The following is a 21470-nucleotide window of genomic DNA, read 5'->3' on the forward strand; positions in this document are numbered from 1 at the left end:
CACGAATGATGTGGATGGACTCGGCCTCGAGCTGCTTGAGGTGGGTCTGACGTTCCGGTGTGATACCGAGTTTTTCAGCCGTGAACGATGCTGTCATTACAGATTCCTTGCGATCACACTGCTGGTTATTCCTGACTTTTCACTCGCAGACGAAGCCGCGCACACTGAAGAAAGCCATGTATTTTTGACATCAGACTGACATGCACAGACGTCAGTCCTGTGACGCCGTGGCGCATCCCACGCAGTCGGGCATCACGCCCAGGGGGCTGCCGGTCTGGCGCACACGATGAAATAGGGATTCAGCACGCTATCGTGCTGGTTGTAGCGCAGCGCCTGGCGAGTCTCGACATTGAGCACCTGCCCACCGGCAGCCTCGACGACGGCATGTGCCGCGCCGGTATCCCACTCACAGGTCGGGCCGAGGCGCGGGTAAAGATCTGCCGCCCCTTCCGCCACCAGGCACAGCTTCAGTGAGCTGCCCATGGCGACGATGTCACAGGCATGGAAATTGGCGACGAAGGCCTTGAAGTCATCACTCTGGTGGGTGCGGCTACCGACGATGCGCCAGCTGTCCTGCTCACCGGGCACCTGAGCGACGGAAATCGCCTGACGCTCGCCCTCGCCGACCTGCTTCTCGGCGATGGGCGCCTGGCCCTCACTCTGCTGGGCACCCACATAAAGCGTCTCGATGGCCGGGACATAGACGACGCCCATCGTCGGCACGCCCTGCTCGATCAGCGCGATATTGACGGTGAATTCGCCATTGCGCTTGATGAATTCCTTGGTGCCATCCAGCGGGTCCACCAGCCAGTAACGCGACCACTCGCTGCGCACGTCCCAGCGGATGTCGGCATCTTCCTCGGACAGGATCGGCGTGGCGCCGAACTCAGCCTCCATCTCCTTGAGGCCCTCGACGATGACGGCATGCGCCGCACGGTCTGCCGTGGTCAGCGGAGAGTCATCCGCCTTCATGTCGACAGTGAAGTCGCCACTCTCATAGATGTCCATGATGGCGGCGCCGGCCTTGCGAGCAATCGACTCTAGCGCGGTCAACTTCGCGCGTGGGGTACCTGCCGCAGTCGTATCTATCATGTGCTTTCCTGTACGTATTGGTGTCTGGCGCTCATTACTGCGGGTGATATGACACCAGTGCCACCATCGTTGTCCTGCAGGGTGTACTCGATTGCCACGAATATGCACATTGAAGAGGCAATAAGCCTGCCATCCTTCTCATCTCGGGTTACACATGCTATCCCGCGACGGGCCAGATTACGGGACTCAGAACCACGGAGAGCAACCCGATGATGAGACTCATCGACAACCCGATCCTCATGAAATCTGACGCCTTGTAGCCGCCGGGCCCTATCACCATCAGGCTGCCCTGACACCCCGGTGGCGTGAGGAAGCTGGCCGAAGCCGCGTACATGATGGCAATCACATAGGGCATAAAGGAGACCTTCGACTGCACACTCACTGTCATGGCGATCGGAAACATGAGCATGGCGGATGCATTGTTGGTGATGATCTCGGTGAAAAGCGTCGTGGTGATGTAGACCAGCACCAGGAAGGGTAAGCCATCGCCGAACTGCATCAACTGGTCAGCCACGACCTGGGCTGCACCACTATCGGGCATGGCCTGGCCCAGCGCGAGGGCGGCGGCGATCACGACCAACACGCCGCCATCGATGCTGGCACGCGCCTGGACAGCAAGCAGGTAGCCGGTGAATAGCATCAGAATGGCAGCGTAGCTCATCGGCATCAGCAGACGGGAGGGAGAGATCTTCATGCGCGCGCACCAGCCCTGAACGAGACCGATGAACAGTGCGACTACGGGAGTATTGTTGAGGAAGGCACTCACCAGCGAGGTGATCGGCATCAGGCGTGCCAATGCGGAAGACGGTGAGGTGGGACGCCCGAGCAGACGCTCCAGCATCCAGCGCAGCGCGCCGGTCTCCTGGACCCCGGCCGCCACCACGAAGAGTGCGCCGATGGTCATGATCCCCGGATTGGCGAAACCGGACAGGAAGGTGGTAGGAGAAATGACACCCAGCAGGATCAGCAGCACGGCGGCTGCCATCATCAGCCACTCAGCGGGCCAGCGGTTCCAGATCAGTCCTGCCAGCACACCTATCGTGACGACGAGTGTAATGACAGCATCCATATGCTGCGCGATATCCATCTACAGATGTTCCCTTGGCATCCTGCCGCTTCTCGTTTCTGCTCAGCGCGTTCATTCGTGAGGTGCATGACCACCGAGCTTGGCGAGGAGACATTCTCTATCGAAGCGGGACACATTAGCAGCAAAGCTCATGCCACTAAAGCATGCAGTTAATAAGACTGACTTGAGGCAAAACGCTCAGACTAATCATTTGCCTGCTACCAGCTTCATCCACGAAGACTTTGATTGAATTCATTCGTCACTTTGCGTACTTTCCCTATTTGCGGACTCTGCGTCAACGGTAATGCCGCAAGAGCGGCAAGGACGTCGCCATCACCACGAGTGAGTAGTCACTTTTTTTCAGTGCAACGGATATCTTGCATGCTGGGCGCAATCAAAAAACACGGATGGTGGCTTTTCATGCAGTCTCGCTGCGCCTTTCTCGCTGACTCCCCGAATCGCCGGCCCCCCCCGACATGCGGGGCCTCCCGGCAGACACTGTGCTTCTCGCGTGGAATCCTTCGCCAGTCTCACCTTGAGGCTTTCATTCCGGAGCTGTTGCCACTGAAGAAGGCCGGTGTCTCGGCATCTCTCGGTGCGACATGCCGTTCGCCGGCATGCCACCACCCCTCGTGTCGCCCGAAAAACGCTGCTGCCACCCCACCTGCGACCGGCAAAAATGTAAGAAAATCACCACTTTTTGCATGTTTACCTCGCCAGAAAACAACGCCTATCAAGGCCACTTCCTCCCCTTCGATATTCGGCTTTAGTAGTACAAAAAATGCTAATGTATGCAGTATTTTCCGCACTGAATCCAGCGCTGTCGTCGGATGGGGACACAAGGAAACGGCGGCTCAGGCGCGCGCGTATGCCCGGCGACATGCGCTGCCCTATATCGCATTGGAAGATGGCTTCGTGCGCTCACTCACGCTGGCAAGTGCAGGCTACCCCGCCATGTCGATGGTGGTGGATCATCAGGGCATCTATTACGACGCCCGCCAGCCGAGTGACCTGGAGCAGCTGATTCTTGAGGCGCCTGAGCGTCAGGACGAGGCGCTTCTGATGCGTGCCCGCACTGCCATGCAGCGTCTTCGCCACCAGCGCCTGAGCAAGTACAACCATGCGCCGGAGCGACAGCTGCCTGCCAGGACGAAGGCGCGGCGTGTGCTGGTGGTAGACCAGACATCTGGCGATGCCTCGGTAGAAGGCGGCATGGCTACGCAGGCGACCTTTCTCGCCATGTTGAGAGAGGCGTGCGCCGAGCCGGAGGCCGAGGTGTGGGTGAAGACACATCCGGATGTGATCGCCGGCAAGAAGCAGGGCTATCTGGTGGAAGAGGCGCGCCGACTGGGGTGTACCCTGCTCAGCGACGACATCAATCCCTGGTCACTGTTCGAGCAGGTGGACGCCGTGCATGTGGTGACCAGCCAGCTGGGCTTCGAGGCACTGCTGGCCGGCTTGACGGTGACCTGTCATGGCCTGCCCTTCTATGCCGGCTGGGGGCTGACCGAGGATCGCCAGGCGTGCGAGCGCCGCGGCGAATCACGCCGTCTGGAACAGGTCTTCGCCGCGGCGTACCTCGAGTATTCACGCTATGCCAACCCCTACACCGGGGAGCGCGCTTCGCTGGAGGAGGTCCTTCAGCTGCTGGCAGACCAGAAACGAGTCGCTTCACGCATGGCAGGACAGTGGCAAGGGCTGGAGTTTTCCGGATGGAAACAGAAGTTCATCGGCTTCTTCCTGGGGCCATGGTCGGAACTTCGCTTCGAGAAGCATCCTGAACGCGCACTGGAGCGTCTCACTCAGCCGACTGCCTCCGCATTGCCACAGAAGGTCCTGAGCTGGGCTGGCCGCACGCCCCCAGAGCGCCAGGAGAAGGTCAGATCAGCCGGCGGCGAACTCTGGATGATGGAAGACGGCTTTCTGCGCTCGGTCGGTCTGGGAGTGGATCTCACCCGCCCCCTGTCGCTGATCGTCGACGACAAGGCGATGCATTTCGATGCCCAGCGTGCCAGCACGCTGGAGGACTGGCTTGAGCACCACGCGCTTGACGACGATGAACTTGCGCGGGCGCGTCGTCTTCGGGAGCGCATCATTGCGCTGGGACTGAGCAAGTACAATGCAGAACATGACGCCCTGCCGGACCTGCGGGCCCTGGCCGGCGAGCGCGAGATCGTGCTGGTGGTCGGCCAGGTGGAGTCGGACGCCTCGATCCGTCATGCCTGCCCGGGCATCAAGACCCACCGTGAGCTGCTGGAAGCGGCGCGGGAATTGCATCCTGATGCCTACATGATCTACAAACCGCATCCTGACGTTGTCTCTGGTGGTCGGCGCGGGGAGATGTCCGGCGAGAACACGCCAGAGAACCTGGTGTTGACCTCAGGCGATATCTGCCAGCTGTTCGAACAGGTCGATCATGTCCACACGCTGTGTTCCCTGGCGGGCTTCGAGGCACTGTTGCGCGGAGTGGAAGTCACGACCCACGGGCTACCGTTCTATGCCGGCTGGGGGCTGACCCATGATCGCGTCAGCTGTGAACGTCGCACACGGCGCCTGAGTCTTGATGCGCTAGTGGCGGGTGCCCTGATCGAGTACCCGCTGTACGTGGACCCGGTGTACGGGCATCACTGCAACGCCGAGACGGTTGTCACGATTCTGGAACAACAACGCACCATGCTGAGAAATGGCACCCGCAAGATCACCCTGCCTTGGAAAACAAGGCTCTACCGCGGCTATCGTGCGCTATTCATTGGAAGGCACTGACCTATGCAACAAGGAAGTCTGGCGTTGCCGAATCATCATTCTCCCCTGTCGGGCGGCTCTGAAGCGCGCGGCCTGGCATCGCTGCAGCCGCTGTTCAAGCTGTCGGAAGATATCGGGGTGATGCATCCGACCACGCAGGACACACCTTCCTCTCTGCTGACTCCTCCCCCTGTCGCGCGTCGCATTCCCGGTGGTGGGCAGCGGCGTGTCTTCCTGCTGTTGCAAGGGGTCTGCTCGCCCTTCTTCCTGCATCTTGCCCACAAGCTGAAGCAGGACGGGCACGAGGTCATCAAGGTCAACTTCAACAGTGGCGACAGCTTCTACTGGCGCCACGACAAGGCCTACGCCTACCGCGGCCGGAGTGAAGACCTCGGCGAATGGATCGCCGAGCTGTGGCGCAGGCACCACGTCACGGATCAGGTGCTGTTCGGGGATCGTCGTCCCGTGCATCGGGATGCCGTGCTCAAGGCGGAATACTTCGGGATTCGTACCCATGTCTTCGAGGAAGGCTACTTCCGCCCCTTCTGGGTGACGCTGGAGCGCGAGGGGGTCAATGGCCACTCCCTGCTGCCGCGTGACCCCGACTGGTTCCGTGAGGCGGGCAGGCAACTGGACGACGCGCCCACGCCGCAGCGCTTCAAGGCCTCCTTCTGGGAGCGCGCCCGTCATGACATGACCTATCATCTGGCCGGTGCCGCCAATCCGCTGCTGTTCCCGCGCTATCGGCCACACAGTATCAATGCCGCGGAGGAATACTGCGGCTATGCCACGCGCCTGCCGTTGATGCGCTGGTACAAGCGGCGGGATGCCGGACGCATCGAACAGCTGATGAACAGTGGCGCGCCCTTCTACCTGCTGCCGCTGCAGCTCAATACCGATGCCCAGATCCGTCATCATTCGCGCTTTTCCAACATGCAGGAAGTCATCCAGCGAGTGATGAAGAGCTTTGCCCTGAACGCTCCGCGCGGGGCGCGCCTGGTGATCAAGAACCACCCACTCGACATGGGACTGGTGGATTACCCGAAGCTGATCCGAGAGCTCGAGCGCCGCTATGACGTGATCGGCCGCATCGTCTATCTGGAAAGCGGCAATCTCGAGAAGCTGCTGCAGCATGCCAAAGGCATGATCACCGTCAACAGCACCACCGGCAATGTCGCGCTGCAGTATCGCTGCCCGACCTACTGCATGGGCGACCCGATCTTCAACCTGCCCGGCCTGACCTTCCAGGGCAGCCTGCACGAGTTCTGGACTCAGGGCGAGAAGCCGGACACCACACTGTTTCGCAGCTTCCGCAACACCGTCATCCATACCGTGCAGCTCAATGGCGGCTTCTACTGCAAGCCGGGCATGCAGCTCGCGGTGACGGGAGCCTCGAAGATACTGTGTGCCGAGCGCTCGCCGCTTGAGCAGATGTTGAGTCGCTGCTGATCCTGCCTCCGGGCCGAACATCGAGATCGTCGTTGGCAGGGATGCCACCGTTGATCATGAGAGCGCCATCAGGCGCCTTGCAGAGCCGGAACCCCCGAAGGCAGGCCGCGTGTCTGCCCCAGGGTCACAAGAAGAACGACCATGAACAACGCAAGGGAACTGCCGACCGTGAGTGTCGGGATTCAAGGGAGACGATCATGACGGCAATGCCCCCGCAGCAGCCTGACACCCAGGCACCGTCCGCACGGGATGACGCAACGACCACCGAGCAGCGTGAAGGAAAGCAAGCTCCGGATGGCGCAACTCAACAGAGTTCGCGTCCCGCCACTGCCCTGCGCCGCGTGCTGATCACGGGCGCGACCGGCGAGATCGGCGGTGCGCTCGCGCGTGCCTATGCCGCCCGGGGCACCACGCTGATCCTCACCGGTCGCAAGCAGCGCAAGCTGGATGCCATTGCCGGCGAATGCCGCGCACTGGGTGCCGAGGTGGAGTGCACGGTGCTCAACCTGTGCGATGAAGAGACACTCTTCACCTGGCTGGATGAGGTCTGCGCACAGGGAGTGCCGGACATCGCCATCGCCAATGCCGGCATGAACACCGACATCGGCCCCCAGGGTAATGGCGAGCGCTGGGAAGACGCACGTCGCCTGCTGCAGACCAACGTGGTGGGCACCTTCGGCATGGCGCATCACCTGGCCATGGCGATGAAGGCGCGAGGCAGCGGCCAGCTGGTGCTGCTCAGCTCGCTTGCCGCCTGGCACGGCCTGGCACTCACGCCGAGTTACAGCGGCAGCAAGGCGGCGGTGAAGGCCTACGGGGAAGGACTGAGAAGCTGGCTGAAGCCGTTCGGGGTCGGCGTGACGGTGGTGATGCCCGGCTATGTCACCTCCCCGATGTGCGAGGCGATGCCAGGCCCCAAACCCTTCGAGATGCCCGCCGAGCAAGCCGCACGCCGCATTCTCAAGGGTGCGGCACGCAACCGGGCACGCATCAGCTTCCCCTTCCCGCTCAATTTCGGCTGCTGGTGGCTCAGCGTGCTGCCAGCCGGTATCTCACAGCGTCTGCTGGGATGGTTCAATTACACTCACTGAATGGCTGCCTCACCCCCACCCTGTCCGACGCATGCCAGGCATCGCGGGCAGGGTTCCAGACGGTCGCGATCTGCGCCAGAACATTACACCGCTGCTGCCGTGGCAGCGCTAACGAGGTCGGCATTACATGGAGTTTGTCATTGCGTTCGTGTCTTTCATGGTCTGGCCGCTGCTGGCAGGGCTGCTGGTCACGCTGGTGCTGGAGCATCTGATCCTGCGCCAGATGGACTCGGCACCGGTGGTCTTCTGGCGCCGGTCCTGGAGCGCCCAGCTCGCCCATGTGGGGTATTGGTGCGCGAGCTGGGCGCTCTGCACCCTGATCACGCAACGCCCGTGGTTTTCCGTGGTGGTCGTCAATGCCCTGTGGCTGGTGGTGCTGCAGGTCAGTCACACCAAATACGTCTCGCTGCGTGAGCCTTTCCTGAGCCAGGACTTCGAGTATTTCACCGACGCCATCAAGCATCCCCGGCTGTATATCCCCTTCTTCGGCATCGGCCTGACGATTGCCGCCCTCTGCGCCGGCGCACTGGCGATCGGGACGGGTCTGTGGCTGGAACCCGCACTGGGGTTCTCTGCGCGCTACGCCGATGACACCAGCGCCTGGCTGGTACCGCTGGTCGCCTTGCTGCTGGCGAGCGGCGCCATGACCTATGTGCTCGGCAATCGACTGACTCGAGACATCATGCTGTTCCCGGAATATGACCTGCGTGAGCGCGGCATGGTCGCCTACCTGCTGGCATACGCTCGCTTGGCCCGTCGCCCGCTGATGCCGGATCACGATCCCCTGCAGGCGGCTGGGCAGACGGCGCGTGAGGCGCTGGAGGCGATCGGCAACGAAGCTGCACCAGGCTGTCTGCCCCACGTGGTGAGCGTTCAGAGCGAATCCTTCTTCGATGCGCGCCGCGTCTACCCCAAGGTGCGCGATGACCTGCTGCCGAATCTGGACCGCTGTCACTTCACCGCCCTGTCTCAGGGGCTACCCTGCGGGCGGCTGGCCGTACCGGCCTGGGGCGCCAATACCGTGCGCACCGAGACGGCCTTCCTCACCGGCCTGACCGCCGAGCAGCTCGGCGTGCACATGTTCAACCCCTATCACCAGCTGGCCAGACGTGATGTCTCCAACCTGGCCGCCAGCTACAAGGCGCTGGGCTATCGCACCCTGTGCATCCACCCGTATCCGGGCACCTTCTATCTGCGCAATCAGGTGCTCAAGCGCATGGGCTTCGATGAATTCCTCGACATCGCGCACTTCAGCGATGCCGACAGGTGTGGTCAGTACATCAGCGATGCCGCCGTGGCTGCCAAGGTGGAAGACTGTCTGCTGGCCGCGGGCGATACCCCGTTGTTCATCCAGGTGATCACCATGGAGAATCACGGGCCGCTGCATCTGGAGACATTGGACACGGCTCGCCTGTCGGAGTGGCATGACGGCGATCTGCCGGACAACTGTCAGGAGCTCGGCATCTATCTGCGCCACCTGGTGAACGCCGATGCGATGATCGGCCAGCTGACCACGGCGCTTTCCAGACTGCCGCGCGGCGGGCTGCTGTGTTTCTATGGGGATCACGTACCGATCATGCCCGAGGTCTACGCGACCCTGGGAGAACCCAATGGCGTGACCGATGGCTTCATCTGGTCCAGCGCCCTGCCGGAATCCGACGACACCGCACGCCAGACCATGGCGACCGTGCGCGACGAGGACCCGGAGCTGATGGAATGGGCCCTCGACTGCGACGGGCCTTTCAAGACTGACGAGCAATGCCGCAAGGGCGACCCGCGCGTCACCAATATCGACACATTAGGAAGTGCGCTGCTGGAGGCGACCGCCCGTCATGCTCGCCACAGCGCCGCGACTCAGAAGTTCAGGAGCCTCTCATGACCCGACGCGTTGCCATCATCGGCGCTGCCAGCCGTTTCCCCGGCACCACTCAGGCCACTCTGTGGGACGACCTCCTGGCCGGCAAGGACATGGTGACCGAAGTCGCCGATGACCGCTGGAGCAAGGACTCCCTCCTGCACCCGGACAAGAAGGCACCGGGGATGAGCTACAGCTTCGCCGCCGGCTCGCTGGGCGACATCTCGGGCTTTGACCCGGCGTTCTTCGGCATCAGCCCACGCGAAGCCGCCAACATGGACCCTCAGCAGCGCATGCTGCTGGAGATGAGCTGGGAGGCCATCGAGCACGCCGGCATTCCCGCCGAGAAGATGCGCGGCTCGCGCTGTGGCGTCTTCATGGGCGTGGCGAGTCTCGACTATTCCTATCGCATGGCGGATGACCTGAGCGCCATCGGCCCGAATACCGCCACCGGCAATACCTCCAGCGTGGCCTCCAACCGCCTGTCCTATGCCTTTGACCTGCATGGGCCGAGCCTGTCGCTGGATACCGCCTGTTCCTCATCGCTGGTCGCCTTCCATCAGGCCTGCCAGTCGATCCGCAGCGGCGAGACCGACATGGCGCTGACCGGCGGCATCAGCCTGCACCTGCACCCTTACGGCTTCCTGATCTTCTCCAAGGCCACCATGCTCTCGAAGACCGGCCGCTGTCAGGTCTTCGATGAGGCGGGCGATGGCTACGCGCGCTCCGAGGGCGGCGGCATCTTCCTGCTCAAGGATCTCGATCAGGCACTCGCCGATGGCGATCGCATCCTCGCCGTCGTCGCCTCCTCGGTGGTCAATACCGATGGCTACAAGTCCGGCCTGACCGTGCCCAACCCCGCCGCGCAGATCCAGCTGATGGAGCGCGCCTGTGAACTGGCCGGCGTGACGCCTGACGAGATCGATTATCTCGAGGCCCACGGCACCGGCACCGCCGTCGGTGATCCACTGGAAACCCGCGCCATCGGTGCCGCCATCGGCCAGAAGCGCTCAAGCCCGCTGCCGATCGGCTCGATCAAGAGCAACATGGGCCACCTGGAGACGGCCTCCGGCGTGGCGGGTCTGGCCAAGGCGCTGGGTGTGATCGCCCACCGCGAGGTGCCGGCCACCATCAAGATCCAGCGTCTGAATCCGAAGATTCGCAGCGACGAGTGGAATCTCGACATCGTCACCCAGCCGCGCAAGCTCAAGGCCTCCGGCCGTCTGGTGGTCGGGGTCAACTCCTTCGGTTTCGGCGGCGCCAACGCCCACGTGCTGCTGGAAAGTGCCCCCGAACCGGCGCTAGCGCAACCGACGGCTGACGGCGACCAGACGCCGCCGCTGCGCCTGAGCGCCCGCTCCCCCGAGGCCCTCAGACAGATGGCGCGCGAGCTGGCTGAGCATCTGCGCGAGACGCAGGCGCACGATGCCGCCCCGAGCCTCTACGACCTCGCCTGGCACCTGGCGGCCCGCCGTGAGCATCACGTGCACGGCGCGCTGCTGAGTGCCGACAGCCTGGAGCAGCTGATCGAGGACCTCGAGACCCTGGGCGGTGAGGCTGCGCTTGGCGATCATCCGCGCATCACCCTGGCGGACCGCCTCGCCCCGCTGCCCGCCGAGAGTGACAACGGTGCCTCGCCGCGCAAGGCGACCGGTGCGCCCTCCCTCACTCGCGAGCGTGGGCCGGTATTCGTGTATTCCGGCAATGGCTGTCAGTGGGCCGGCATGGGTCGCACCCTGATGCAGGAATCCGCCAGCGTGCGCGCCTGCCTGACCCGACTGGATGCGGCCTTCCGCGAGTTCAATGGCTTCGAGCTGCTCAAGGAACTGGACGGCAGCCTGGCCGAGGACGGCGAGAACCGCCTCGACGCCACCGAGATCGCCCAACCGACCCTGTTCGCCCTGCAGGTGGCGATCACCGAATGGCTGATCGAACGCGGCATCCAGCCGGTGGCCGTCACCGGCCACAGCGTGGGCGAAGTGGCGGCGGCCTGGGCCAGCGGTGCCTTGAGCCTCGAGCAGGCGACCCGTGTCATCTTCCAGCGCAGCCACCATCAGGGACGCACCCGCGGCAGCGGCGCGATGATGGCGGTGGGCCTGGGTGAGAGCGAGATGTGCGAGTGGCTGGAACAGCCACAATGGGCCTCGCTGTCACTGGCTGGCATCAACGGCCCGCGCGGCACCACGCTGGCCGGCGACCGCGAACGGCTCGAGGCCCTGAGTGCCGAGCTTTCCGCACAGGGCACCTTCGCCCGCGTACTGGGGCTCGACTATGCCTTCCACAGCCCGGCGATGGACCCGATAAAGGACGGCCTGCTCGCCTCGCTCGAAGGGCTGACGCCCCGCGCCACCCGCATCCCCTTCCTCTCCACCGTCACCGGCAGCGTGATCGAAGGCGAACGCCTGGACGCCAGCTACTGGTGGGAGAACATCCGTCAGCCGGTGCAGTTCGAGGCCGCCGTCACGCGGCTGGTCAGCTGGCAGTCCGCCTGCGAGGCGGACCTTGGCCGTCATCGTCTGCTGGTCGAGATCGGTGCCCATCCGATTCTGCGCAGCTATCTGAATGATGTCCTCAAGGCGCGCAGTGACGAGGCGCCGGCGGGACAGGTGCTGGCCAGTCTGGAGCGCCGTCATGATGGCCTGGAGGCGCTGGAGCACCTGCGCGGCCGTCTGCTGCTCTCCGGCGCGGTGGATCTCACTCGTCTGTTCCCGGTGGCCGGTCGCTTCGTCGATCTGCCGACCTATCCCTGGCAGCGCACGCCATGCTGGGTGAAGACCACCAGCGAAGGCCAGCGCCTGCTGGAGCGCCATTACGTGCATCCGCTCCTTGGTTATCGTCTCGCCCAGCAGCAGCTCACCTGGGAGGCGCAGCTCGATACCCGCAAGGTCGCGTGGCTGGCCGATCACCAGGTCGGCGAAAGTGCCGTCTTCCCGGGTGCCGGCTATCTGGAGCAGTGTCTGGCGGCCGCCCACGAATGGCAGGCCGCCAGCGCGGAGGAGGATTCCCTGCCCGACGTGCTGGATCTCGAGGACTTCGAGATTCGCGCCCCGCTGCTGCTCGATGACACCACCCTGCGCCTGACGCGTCTGTCACTCGACAGCCGCAACGGTGCCATGCGTCTGGAAAGCCGCGAGACCCGCGCCGAAGATGCCGACAAGTGGAACCTGCATGCGGTAGCGCGCGCCTTTACGGCCACGCGTGGCCGTCTGCTGGAGCGTCGCGCCCCGGCGTTGCCCACGCGTGCCGCCGACCTGGATCGCGAGGCTCACATCGCGGCCGCCGCCCAGCTGGGCCTGCACTACGGCCCGCACTTCCGCGCCGCCGAGCAGATCTGGGTCGAGCATGGCAGCGAAGGCGCAGTCAACAGGCACACCGTCGGCGCAGCCCCGCATCCGCAGGTGCTGGCGCGCTTCGCGCTGACCCCGGAAATGCTCATGCAGGACGGTGACTTCCACCTGCACCCCGGTGTGCTCGACAGCGCTTTCCAGCTATTCATCCCGCTGCTGGGCGTGCTCCAGGGCCAGACGGCCGCCAGCGATGGCATGGCGTTCGTGCCGGTGCGGGTCGGCCGCCTGCAGGTGCGTGAGCAGGTACGTGCCTCACAGATCACTACCGCCCGCGTGGTCCTGCGCTCGCGCGGTCCGCATTCGCTGTGCGCCGACTTCGAGCTGTACGATGCTGACGGGCGCGCCGTGGCCGTGGCCGAGGAAGCGCGCTTCCGGGCCGTGCGGCTGGGTCGCGATGGCACGGCCCACCTCGATTATCTGGATATCGCCCTGACGGCGGCGCCGCATCCGCTGAGTCCGCGCCCTGCCGCCGCCCTGGCGCTGGAATCGCTGGTCGCCGAGGCGATGGCGCCCGAGCTTGCCCACAGCGACAACACCACGCATCCGCTGGAAGATAGCCAACGCTTCCGTGATGAGCTGGAGCCGCTGCTCGACAGCCTGATGCTGGCCAGCGTGCACGAGACACTGATGCGCCACGCGGCGCCGGGCGATCCGGCAGCCCCGCATCTGGATCACGAGGCGCTGTCCCGCTGGCAGCGCCGCAGCCCGCTGTTCACCCGCGTGCTGCTCGACTGGGCCAGTGCCCAGGGCCTGACCGAATCCCGCGAGAGCGGCGACTGGCAGATCCACCCGCTGGACCTGCCGGCGGCCCGCGACATCTGGCAGCTGCTGGTCCGTGACTATCCGGGGCAGTTCCCGCTGACGCATGCGGCAGGCCGTCTGCATCTGCACCTGGACGAATGGCTCAACCGTGGCATGCCGATGGGCGGCACACCGTTGGGCGGCACCCCGTTGGACGGCACCGAGGCAGATTCCGCGGCGGACGTGTTGGATGATACCGAGCAAGCCTCGCCTACCGCTCAAGTCTCCAGCGTGGAGGGACTCGCCACTGACACCCTCACCCAGGACGCCGAAGCGGCACTGGCACAGTTGCGCCAGCCGTTGATCCCCACCCTGCTCAAGACCGCCGTCGGCAATGCCGGCTGGCAGTGGCTGAGCGCGCAGCTGGATCAACGTCTCGCCCGCAGCCTAGGTGAACTGCCCGCCGGCCAGCGTCTGTCGGTGCTGGAACTCGGTGCCGGTGGCCCGTGGCTGGGACAGCGACTGGAAGCACTGCGTCTCGCCGACCAGCGTGAGCCGTCTTTCGATGCGCTGGATTACACCTTCCTCGCCGCCAGCCAGAGTGCGCTCGGCGAGGCCCAGCGCCTGCAGGAAGACCTGCCGCTGATCGATGTCACCACCAGCGAGGGCTGGGAAAGCCCCCAGGCGCCGGTACAGGTCGCCATCGTGCATCTGGACATGGAAGCGCCGTCTCAGGCCCGCGAGCTGCTCAGTCAGCTGGTGCAGCGCCTGGCCCCCGGCGCAGAGGTCCTGCTGTGTGGCTGCGAGCCTGCCGCCTGGAGCGGCCCGATACTGGCACTGGATGATGGCGAGCAGCTGCGCAGTCATCCGGGCATGGTCCAGTGGCAGCGTCTGCTCGGCCAGCTTGGCCTGAGCCTGCCGGCGACGGATACCAGCGCGGCACCGATGTCCGGTGCCTGGTGGCTGGCCGCGAGCAAAGCGATGGCCGATGACTCCGCTCAGTCAGATGTGCCACAGACGTCTCTGAAAATCGCGCTGCTGGATACCCCACAGGCGGCTGCGGACCAGGCGCTGATCTCGTCGCTGTCGCAGTCCCTGGAGGCGCGAGGCCATCAGGTGGCGCACGTGACGCTGCCGCCGCAAGACACCCCGGAGGCGCTGTTCGCTCGCTTCTCGAGCGTCGATCATCTGGTCGCGCTGCCGGCCAAGGCCAGCGACGCCGCTGCCGCCAACGCCCGGCAATGTGCCCGCCAGCAGCTGCTCACCAAGATCACCCAGGCCTTCGAGGCGGCGCAGGAACAGGATGACAGTCTGGTGGCGCCGACCCTTTGGGTGCTCACGCATGATGTTGCCGCCATGTGGCAATCGCCGCCCTCGGGGGATGCGACTGCCACCGAGGCGCCTGCCGATGCCGCCAGCTGGGGCTTTGCGCGCAGCCTGGCCAACGAGAGCCAGTCACTGGATATCCGCCTGCTTGACACGCCGGTACTGGGAAGCGACGTCGTCAGCACGTCAGCCTTGATCAACGCGCTGGTACAGGAAGTCGAAGCCCCGGATCACGAGCAGGAAGTCGTGCTGGATGCCAATGGCGCCCGCTTCGCGACGCGCCTGCGTCAGGTGACAGCCCCTGCACAGGCAAGGCTTGCGATAGCTGCCGAGCAGGCGTCCCACGAGACGGCGGCAGGCCAGAGCGAGACAGCCAGACAGGATCGCCGCAGCGTGAGTCTAGGCTTCAGTCAGCCGGGCCAGCTGCGCAATCTCGAGTGGCAGCCGCGTCATCTCCCCGAGGTGGCACGCGGTGACGTCGAGGTACGTGTCGAGGCCACCGGCCTTAACTTCCGCGACGTGATGTACACCCTCGGGCTGCTGTCGGATGAAGCCATCGAGCACGGCTTCTCCGGCCCGAGCCTGGGACTCGAGTTCTCCGGTGTGGTGACACGCGCCGGTGACAACGCCGAATTCGCGGTCGGTGAGCGGGTGGTCGGCTTCGGCCCCGCCAGCTTCTCCGACCGTCTGGTGATCGCGGATACCGCGCTGGCCCGCGTGCCTCAGGGCGTCAGTCTGGAAGCGGCAGCGACCATCCCGACCACCTTCTTCACCGTCTACTACGCCCTCAAGCATCTGGCACGTCTGGAAGCCGGCGAGAAGGTGCTGATCCACGGGGCTGCCGGGGGGGTGGGCATCGCGGCGCTGCAGATCGCCGAGTGGCTGGGCGCCGAGGTGTTCGCCACCGTCGGTTCGCCCGCCAAGCGTGACTTTCTGGCTCTGATGGGCATCGAGAACGTCTATGACTCGCGCAGCCACGGCTTCGCGGAGGACATCCTGGCCGATCTCGACGCCCGCCAGCAGCGCGATCCAAGCGTGGATGCACGTGGTGTCGACGTGGTGCTCAACTCGCTGGCCGGTGAGGCCATCGTCCAGAATCTGCGCGTGCTCAAGCCCTTCGGGCGCTTCTGTGAGCTGGGCAAGCGTGACTTCTACGAGAACACCCCGATGGGGCTGCGTCCGTTCCGCAACAACCTGAGCTATTTCGGTATCGACTCCGATCAGCTGATGAAGGAATGCCCGGGCCTGACCACGCGTCTGTTCCGCGAGATGATGGCGCTGTTCGAGGATGGCACCCTGGCACCGCTGCCCTACACCACCTTCGATGCCAGCCAGGTGGTGGAAGCCTTCCGCTACATGCAGCAGGCCCGTCAGATCGGCAAGGTGGTGGTCACCCAGCGCTCCCTCGCGGCACCGCTGAGCGAGGCGCAATCTGCTCCCGCCGGTTCCGGGACTTCTGGTATGAGCACCAGCGGCTTGGCGGCGCAGTCCGGCGAGCTGCACCTCGACCCGGCGGCCAGCTATCTGGTCACCGGCGGTCTCGGGGGCTTCGGGCTGCGCAGCGCCGAGTGGCTGGCCGCACAAGGCGCGCGTGAACTGGTGCTGCTGGGGCGCTCCGGCGCTGCCAGTGACGAGGCACAGGCAGGTGTCGCGCGTCTCGAGGCACAAGGCGTGCGCGTGCATGCGCTGGCCTGCGATGTCGCCGATGAAGCGGCGCTCACGGCCGTGTTCTCACGCTTCGTCACGTCGGCGGATGCCAGTGAGGCGAAAGATGCCATCGCGCCGCTCAAAGGCATCATCCACGCCGCGGCGGTGATCGACGATGCACTGATCCGTCACCTGGACGCCGAGCGCATCCAGCGAGTGATGACCCCGAAACTCGAGGGCGCACGCCTGCTGGATCGCTTGAGTGCCGAGCATGCGCTGGACTTCTTCGTGCTCTACTCCTCGGCGACCACGCTGTTCGGCAACCCCGGTCAGAGTGTCTATGTGGCAGCCAATCACTGGCTGGAAGGGCTCGCCGCCAATCGTCGTGCGCGTGGCCTGCCGGCCACCTGTGCCCGCTGGGGCGCGATCGAGGATGCCGGCTTCCTGGCGCGCAACGAGAAGACTCGCGAAGCGCTCAAGAATCGTCTGGGCGGCGATGCGCTGATGGCGGATCACGCCCTGGCCTGTCTCGGCGAGATGATCGTGACGGATCAGCAGGCGCTGGCACTCGGCCAGCCGGGTCGCTCGCTGGGCGTGCTGGAGCTGGAATGGGGAGCGCTGGCGCGCTTCCTGCCCACGGCCGCGACACCGCGCTTTGACGAGATCGCACGGCGCGCCGGAGACGATGACGGCAGTCAGGCGCAGCAGGACGATATCGCCGCGGCCCTGGCCGGCTTGAGCGGTGAGGCGTTGCAGACCGCCATCGTCGAGATCCTCAAGGGCGAGCTCAGCAAGATCCTGCTGATCGATGTGGCCGCCATCGACGTCAACAAGAGCGTCTATGACATGGGCTTCGACTCGCTGATGGGGGTCGAGCTGATGACGGCGGTGGAGGCGCGTCTGGGCATCAGCATCCCGGTGATGATGATCAGCGAGGCTGCCACCCTGTGGCGTCTGGCAGAGCGTCTGATGCACAAGATGAGCGCGGCCGATGGCGAGGACGCCGAGAGCAGCAGTGAAGATCAGGCCATGGCGCAGCTGGTCAAGCAGCACGGTGGCGATGCCATTCCCCAGGGCGAGCGCGGCGAGATGGTCAGCAAGTAGCCGCCGGGAGGATGAGACGCGGGCGAAGGCGGCAGGACGGTGACGGCGAGGCGAGACTGGCGCCGGCTCCCGTCTTGCCGTAACGTCCCAGTCATATCGTCACAGGTTCGCGTCGCCTCCAACGGCGGCGCCGACATGCATCACGTACCCGACGGGCGGGGAGCCACGGCTCTCGCGCCCGTTTTTGGGTCAGCAACATCGTGAAAGGAATTCGACTCTTGGCATCACGTCATACCCCCGGATCTTCCACCAGTGACATGAAACAGCAGTTGCTGGACAAGGCCCGTGCACGCCGTACTCGCCCCACCACCGCACAGGCTCAAGGCCCCGAAGACGACATCTTCGCGCACAGGACAACCGCTCCACTGGAGATCAGCGATGACTTCGTGCGCTTCGATCGCCAGCCCGGTTATCAGCAGCTGAGCATGATGCAGCAGGCCGGCGCCGCCTTCGGCGTGCCGGAGCCCTTCTTCCGCGTGCATGAAGGCTGCGCTGGCGCCACCACGCGCATCGATGGGCGCGAGCTGGTCAACTTCGCCAGCTACAACTACCTCGACTATTCCCGTCATCCCGAGGTGATCAAGGCCGCGGCCGAGGCGGCGGCCCATTACGGCACCTCGGTGTCGGCCTCACGCGCCGTCTCCGGTGAGCGCCCGATCCATCGCGAGCTGGAAGCGGCGGTGGCGCGCACCTACGAGGTCGAGGATGCGGTGGTGTTCGTCAGTGGTCATGCCACCAACGTGTCCACGCTGGGCTATCTGCTCGGCCCGAAGGACCTCATCCTGCATGACGAGTGGATCCATAACAGCTCGCTGGTGGGGGCTCAGCTGTCCGGCGCTCGTCGCATGCCCTTCGCGCACAACGACCCGGACGCGCTGGAAGCCCTGCTCAGCAGTCAGCGCGGCAAGTTCGAGCGCGTGCTGATCGTCACCGAAGGCCTCTACAGCATGGACGGCGACGTGCCGGACCTGCCGCGCCTGATCGCCCTCAAGCAACAGTACCGCTGCTGGCTGATGGTCGATGAAGCCCACTCCTTCGGCGTGCTCGGGGAGCGTGGGCTCGGCCTGAGGGAGCACTTCGGCATCGCTGCGCGTGATGTTGATATCTGGATGGGCACGATGAGCAAGACGCTGTCCGGCTGCGGTGGCTACATCGCCGGCTGCAAGGAGCTGGTCAGCATGCTGCGCTACTTCGCGCCGGGCTTCCTCTACTCGGTGGGCATGCCGGCGCAGGTCGCCGCCCCGTCACTGAAGATCCTCGAACTGCTCCAGGGTGACGATGCCAGACAGCGCATCGCCCGCCTGCATGCCGTCTCCGGCTACTTCCTCACGCGCGCCCGTGCGCTGGGGCTGGATGTCGGGGACAGCCTGGGCGTCGCGGTGGTGCCTGTCATCCTCGGCAGCTCCCTGGTGGCGGCACGCCTCTCCAACCAGCTGTTCGAGGCCGGCTTCAACGTCCAGCCCATCCTGCACCCCGCCGTCCCGGAGAAGAGCGCCCGTCTGCGCTTCTTCCTCTCCTGCGAGCACACCGAAACCCAGGTGGATGCCGTCCTCGAGACCCTCATCCAGCAGCTGAGCGACATCAAGGCAGGGCTCTGAGGGTCGTCAGTCCACACGTGACGGATCGGCCAGTTCTGCCAGTTCACACCCCAGAACGAAAAACGCGGCCCTGCTGAAAAGCGGGGCCGCGTTTTTGTCACGGGATCGTCACTACCGAAATCAGTGCCTCAGTGACACCTCATTCGGTGAGGCTCAAGCCTGATCTCCCGAAAGCTCGCTCAACACCTGCTCGAACACCTCTTTAGGCTGGGCCCCGTTCAGAGCGCTGCGACGATTGAAGACGAAGGTCGGCACGCTGGAGATGCCCATCTGCTGCCAATGGGCTTCGCGCGCCCTTACCTGCTGGAGGGCTTCCGGGACGTCCAGCTGTGCCAGACCTTCGGTGGCGTCCAGCCCGACCGCTGCCAGAGAGTCCGCCATCACGGCGCGGTCCGACATGTCCTTCTGCAAGGTGAAGTAGTCAGCGTAGAACTGCATCATCAGATCATGCTGCATGCCCTGTTCGGCGGCGTACTCGAGCAGGACGTGGAGCTCGAGGGTATTCACCATGCGCATGTCGTCGAAGAAATTGAAGACCAGGCCTTCTTCAGCTGCCAGAGCGGTCAGATTGCGACGTGCCTCGGCACTGGCCTTGGGCGTGGTGTCGTACTTGCGCTCGATATGGGCGCGCAGATTCTCGCCATGTGCCGGCATGTCCGGATTCAGCTCGAAGGGCTGCCATTCGATCTCGACGCTATCTTCCAGGCCGAGTGACTGAATGGCGCTCTCGAGGCGCTTGTAGCCGATCACGCACCACGGGCACATCACGTCGGAGACGATGTCGATCTTGAGCTTGTCTTGCATGTCAGTTCTCCTGAGCGGTGAAGCAGCCTCCTTCACCCCACGTGAATAGTCGTGAGCGATTGCTCAAATTTTGCGCGTACTGTAGACCTGTCACCTTCGCAGGTCAAAATACTCTCAGGGTGCCTGCAGTGTCTCGAGGCGTCGCTCGTGGGCGCGCAGCGTGCCCCACACGATCGCTAGCCAGAAGGCGTAGACCATCACGCCGCTGGCTTGGGAGAACATCACCCAGGTCATCCCGAAGTCGAGGAAGGTCAGCGGCAGCAGCACGCCGGCGACAGCCAGTGAGCGCAATGTCAGGTCGTCACTGTCCAGGCGACGGTAGAAGAGTCGCAGCGGCACCAGATAGAGTGCCAGCAACGCCAGCAAGCCCAGTACCCCACGCTTGACCCAGGCATCGAGAAACTCGTTGTGGGGATGCTCATAAGGTTGGACGTGGCGACTCAGCTCTCCCCGCTCGATCATCGCATCACGCGCCTCGGCATACCCCGTCTCGCCCCTGCCCAGCCACGGCTGCTCGGCGATCATCAGCAGAGCCCCCCGCCACATCTCGAGTCGCGCCCCCGCGGAGGTGCCGGCATTGCGGTCCTCCACGTACTTCGTGACATCCGAGACACCGGCTTCGACACGTTGCTGGATACCGGTCGCCGGCGTCATCACCATCAAGGCGATCACCCCGGCACACATGAAGACGCCCAGCCTGAGCACACGGCGTGAAATCACCTCACCATAACTGCGATACAGCACCCAGGCCGCGAAGGGAAAGCCGATCCAACCGCCGCGTGTCCCCGACATCAACGAGCCGATGATGCCGAACGCCCCGCCAACCAGCAGCGCCAGTATCCAATAGCGCCGCCGGGCACCTGCCTGACTCATGGCCCAGCCAAGTCCCGCGAGACACATCAGCCCCATCAACATGCAGATATCGCCGAAATTGATGGTATTGGTAAAGCCACCGGCGCGGTGCACACCCCACACCAGCTTCTGCCACATCGCCCAGCTACCGGTCAGCACACTGCCGAGGATCAACCCACCCCACATCGCCCCCAGCGACGGAGGACAAGACAACACGAGCAACAGCACCGGCACAGCCAGCAACAGGCGGATAGGCACGCCCGCCGTCTGCCACGCATCCCCCTGCAGCAGGATGCTCACCAGCAACAAGGTTGCGAGGCCCGCCATCACGCCGATGACGGTCACGTCCTCCTTGCCAGGCGCGCGCAGCAGCGTGCGAGGCTCGCGCAGCAACCCATAGCCACTGAGCAACACCAGCAGTGCCGGCCCGATGCTATAGCCAGAGGGCACGACCAGACTGAGCAGACCGAACAGGAAAACGCCGCAGGACACGGGGCGCGACGTCACCGAGGAAACATCGGCGTCAACGGGGGATGAAGCTGAACGAGCGAGGGAATCGTATGACGGCATACCTGGCCTTCCTGACCCAGTGATGACTCTATGAGGGATGGCACGAGCCACTCAGGCGCATGCTGCAGAGGGCTATTGAGGACTCCATGGGAGAGATAGCCTGACACAACTGCCCACCTCCTTGGCATCAGGCTAGCAGCATGAAAGTCTTCACCTATGCCCTCTCTACCCGGTGCCCTGTGAACC

10 protein-coding genes are annotated in these 21470 nt (G+C 64.4%); 6 read left to right on the forward strand and 4 right to left on the reverse strand.

The genetic code is table 11. The features are described 5' to 3' along the window. Positions 1-252: 252 nt before the first annotated feature. Positions 253-1092, reverse strand: coding sequence for a 3'(2'),5'-bisphosphate nucleotidase CysQ (gene cysQ / locus OW493_RS16185; RefSeq protein ID WP_289864899.1), 840 nt, complete (start codon positions 1090-1092; stop codon positions 253-255). A 157-nt stretch (positions 1093-1249) separates the two neighbouring features. Further along, on the reverse strand, positions 1250-2179 hold the full coding sequence (locus OW493_RS16190) for an SLC13 family permease (RefSeq protein WP_289864900.1): 930 nt from the start codon (positions 2177-2179) through the stop codon (positions 1250-1252). Positions 2180-2956: 777 nt separating this feature from the next. Between OW493_RS16190 and OW493_RS16195 the strand changes: the two genes are divergently transcribed. The 6 genes from OW493_RS16195 (at position 2957) to OW493_RS16220 (ending at position 19058) form a co-directional block, all read left to right on the forward strand. Beyond that, positions 2957-4921 carry a capsular polysaccharide biosynthesis protein gene (locus tag OW493_RS16195; RefSeq protein WP_289864938.1) on the forward strand — a complete coding sequence of 655 codons (1965 nt, stop codon included), beginning with the start codon at positions 2957-2959 and terminating at the stop codon, positions 4919-4921. A 3-nt stretch (positions 4922-4924) separates the two neighbouring features. Beyond that, positions 4925-6349, forward strand: coding sequence for a capsular biosynthesis protein (locus tag OW493_RS16200; RefSeq protein WP_289864901.1), 1425 nt, complete (start codon positions 4925-4927; stop codon positions 6347-6349). 197 nt (positions 6350-6546) lie between these two features. Next, the gene (locus tag OW493_RS16205) at positions 6547-7440 is read left to right on the forward strand and encodes an SDR family NAD(P)-dependent oxidoreductase (protein ID WP_289864902.1); all 894 of its coding nucleotides are present in this window, start codon (positions 6547-6549) and stop codon (positions 7438-7440) included. A 127-nt stretch (positions 7441-7567) separates the two neighbouring features. Next, positions 7568-9319 carry an LTA synthase family protein gene (locus tag OW493_RS16210; RefSeq protein ID WP_289864903.1) on the forward strand — a complete coding sequence of 584 codons (1752 nt, stop codon included), beginning with the start codon at positions 7568-7570 and terminating at the stop codon, positions 9317-9319. After that, the gene (locus OW493_RS16215) at positions 9316-17460 is read left to right on the forward strand and encodes a type I polyketide synthase (protein ID WP_289864904.1); all 8145 of its coding nucleotides are present in this window, start codon (positions 9316-9318) and stop codon (positions 17458-17460) included. Before OW493_RS16210 ends, OW493_RS16215 begins: the two co-directional genes overlap by 4 nt. Positions 17461-17717: 257 nt before the next feature. Further along, on the forward strand, positions 17718-19058 hold the full coding sequence (locus OW493_RS16220) for an aminotransferase class I/II-fold pyridoxal phosphate-dependent enzyme (protein WP_289864939.1): 1341 nt from the start codon (positions 17718-17720) through the stop codon (positions 19056-19058). A gap of 153 nt (positions 19059-19211) precedes the next feature. On the opposite strand, the gene OW493_RS16225 is transcribed toward OW493_RS16220, so the two are convergent. Continuing rightward, positions 19212-19862: a DsbA family oxidoreductase gene (locus OW493_RS16225; protein ID WP_289864905.1), complete on the reverse strand. Its 651-nt coding sequence runs from the start codon at positions 19860-19862 to the stop codon at positions 19212-19214. 114 nt (positions 19863-19976) lie between these two features. Further along, entirely contained in the window at positions 19977-21284 is a 1308-nt protein-coding gene (locus OW493_RS16230; protein ID WP_289864906.1) for an O-antigen ligase family protein, read from the reverse strand. Between the last annotated feature and the right edge of the window lie 186 nt (positions 21285-21470).

Source organism: Cobetia sp. 14N.309.X.WAT.E.A4, from assembly GCF_030397495.1.
Classification (GTDB): Bacteria; Pseudomonadota; Gammaproteobacteria; order Pseudomonadales; family Halomonadaceae; genus Cobetia; species Cobetia marina.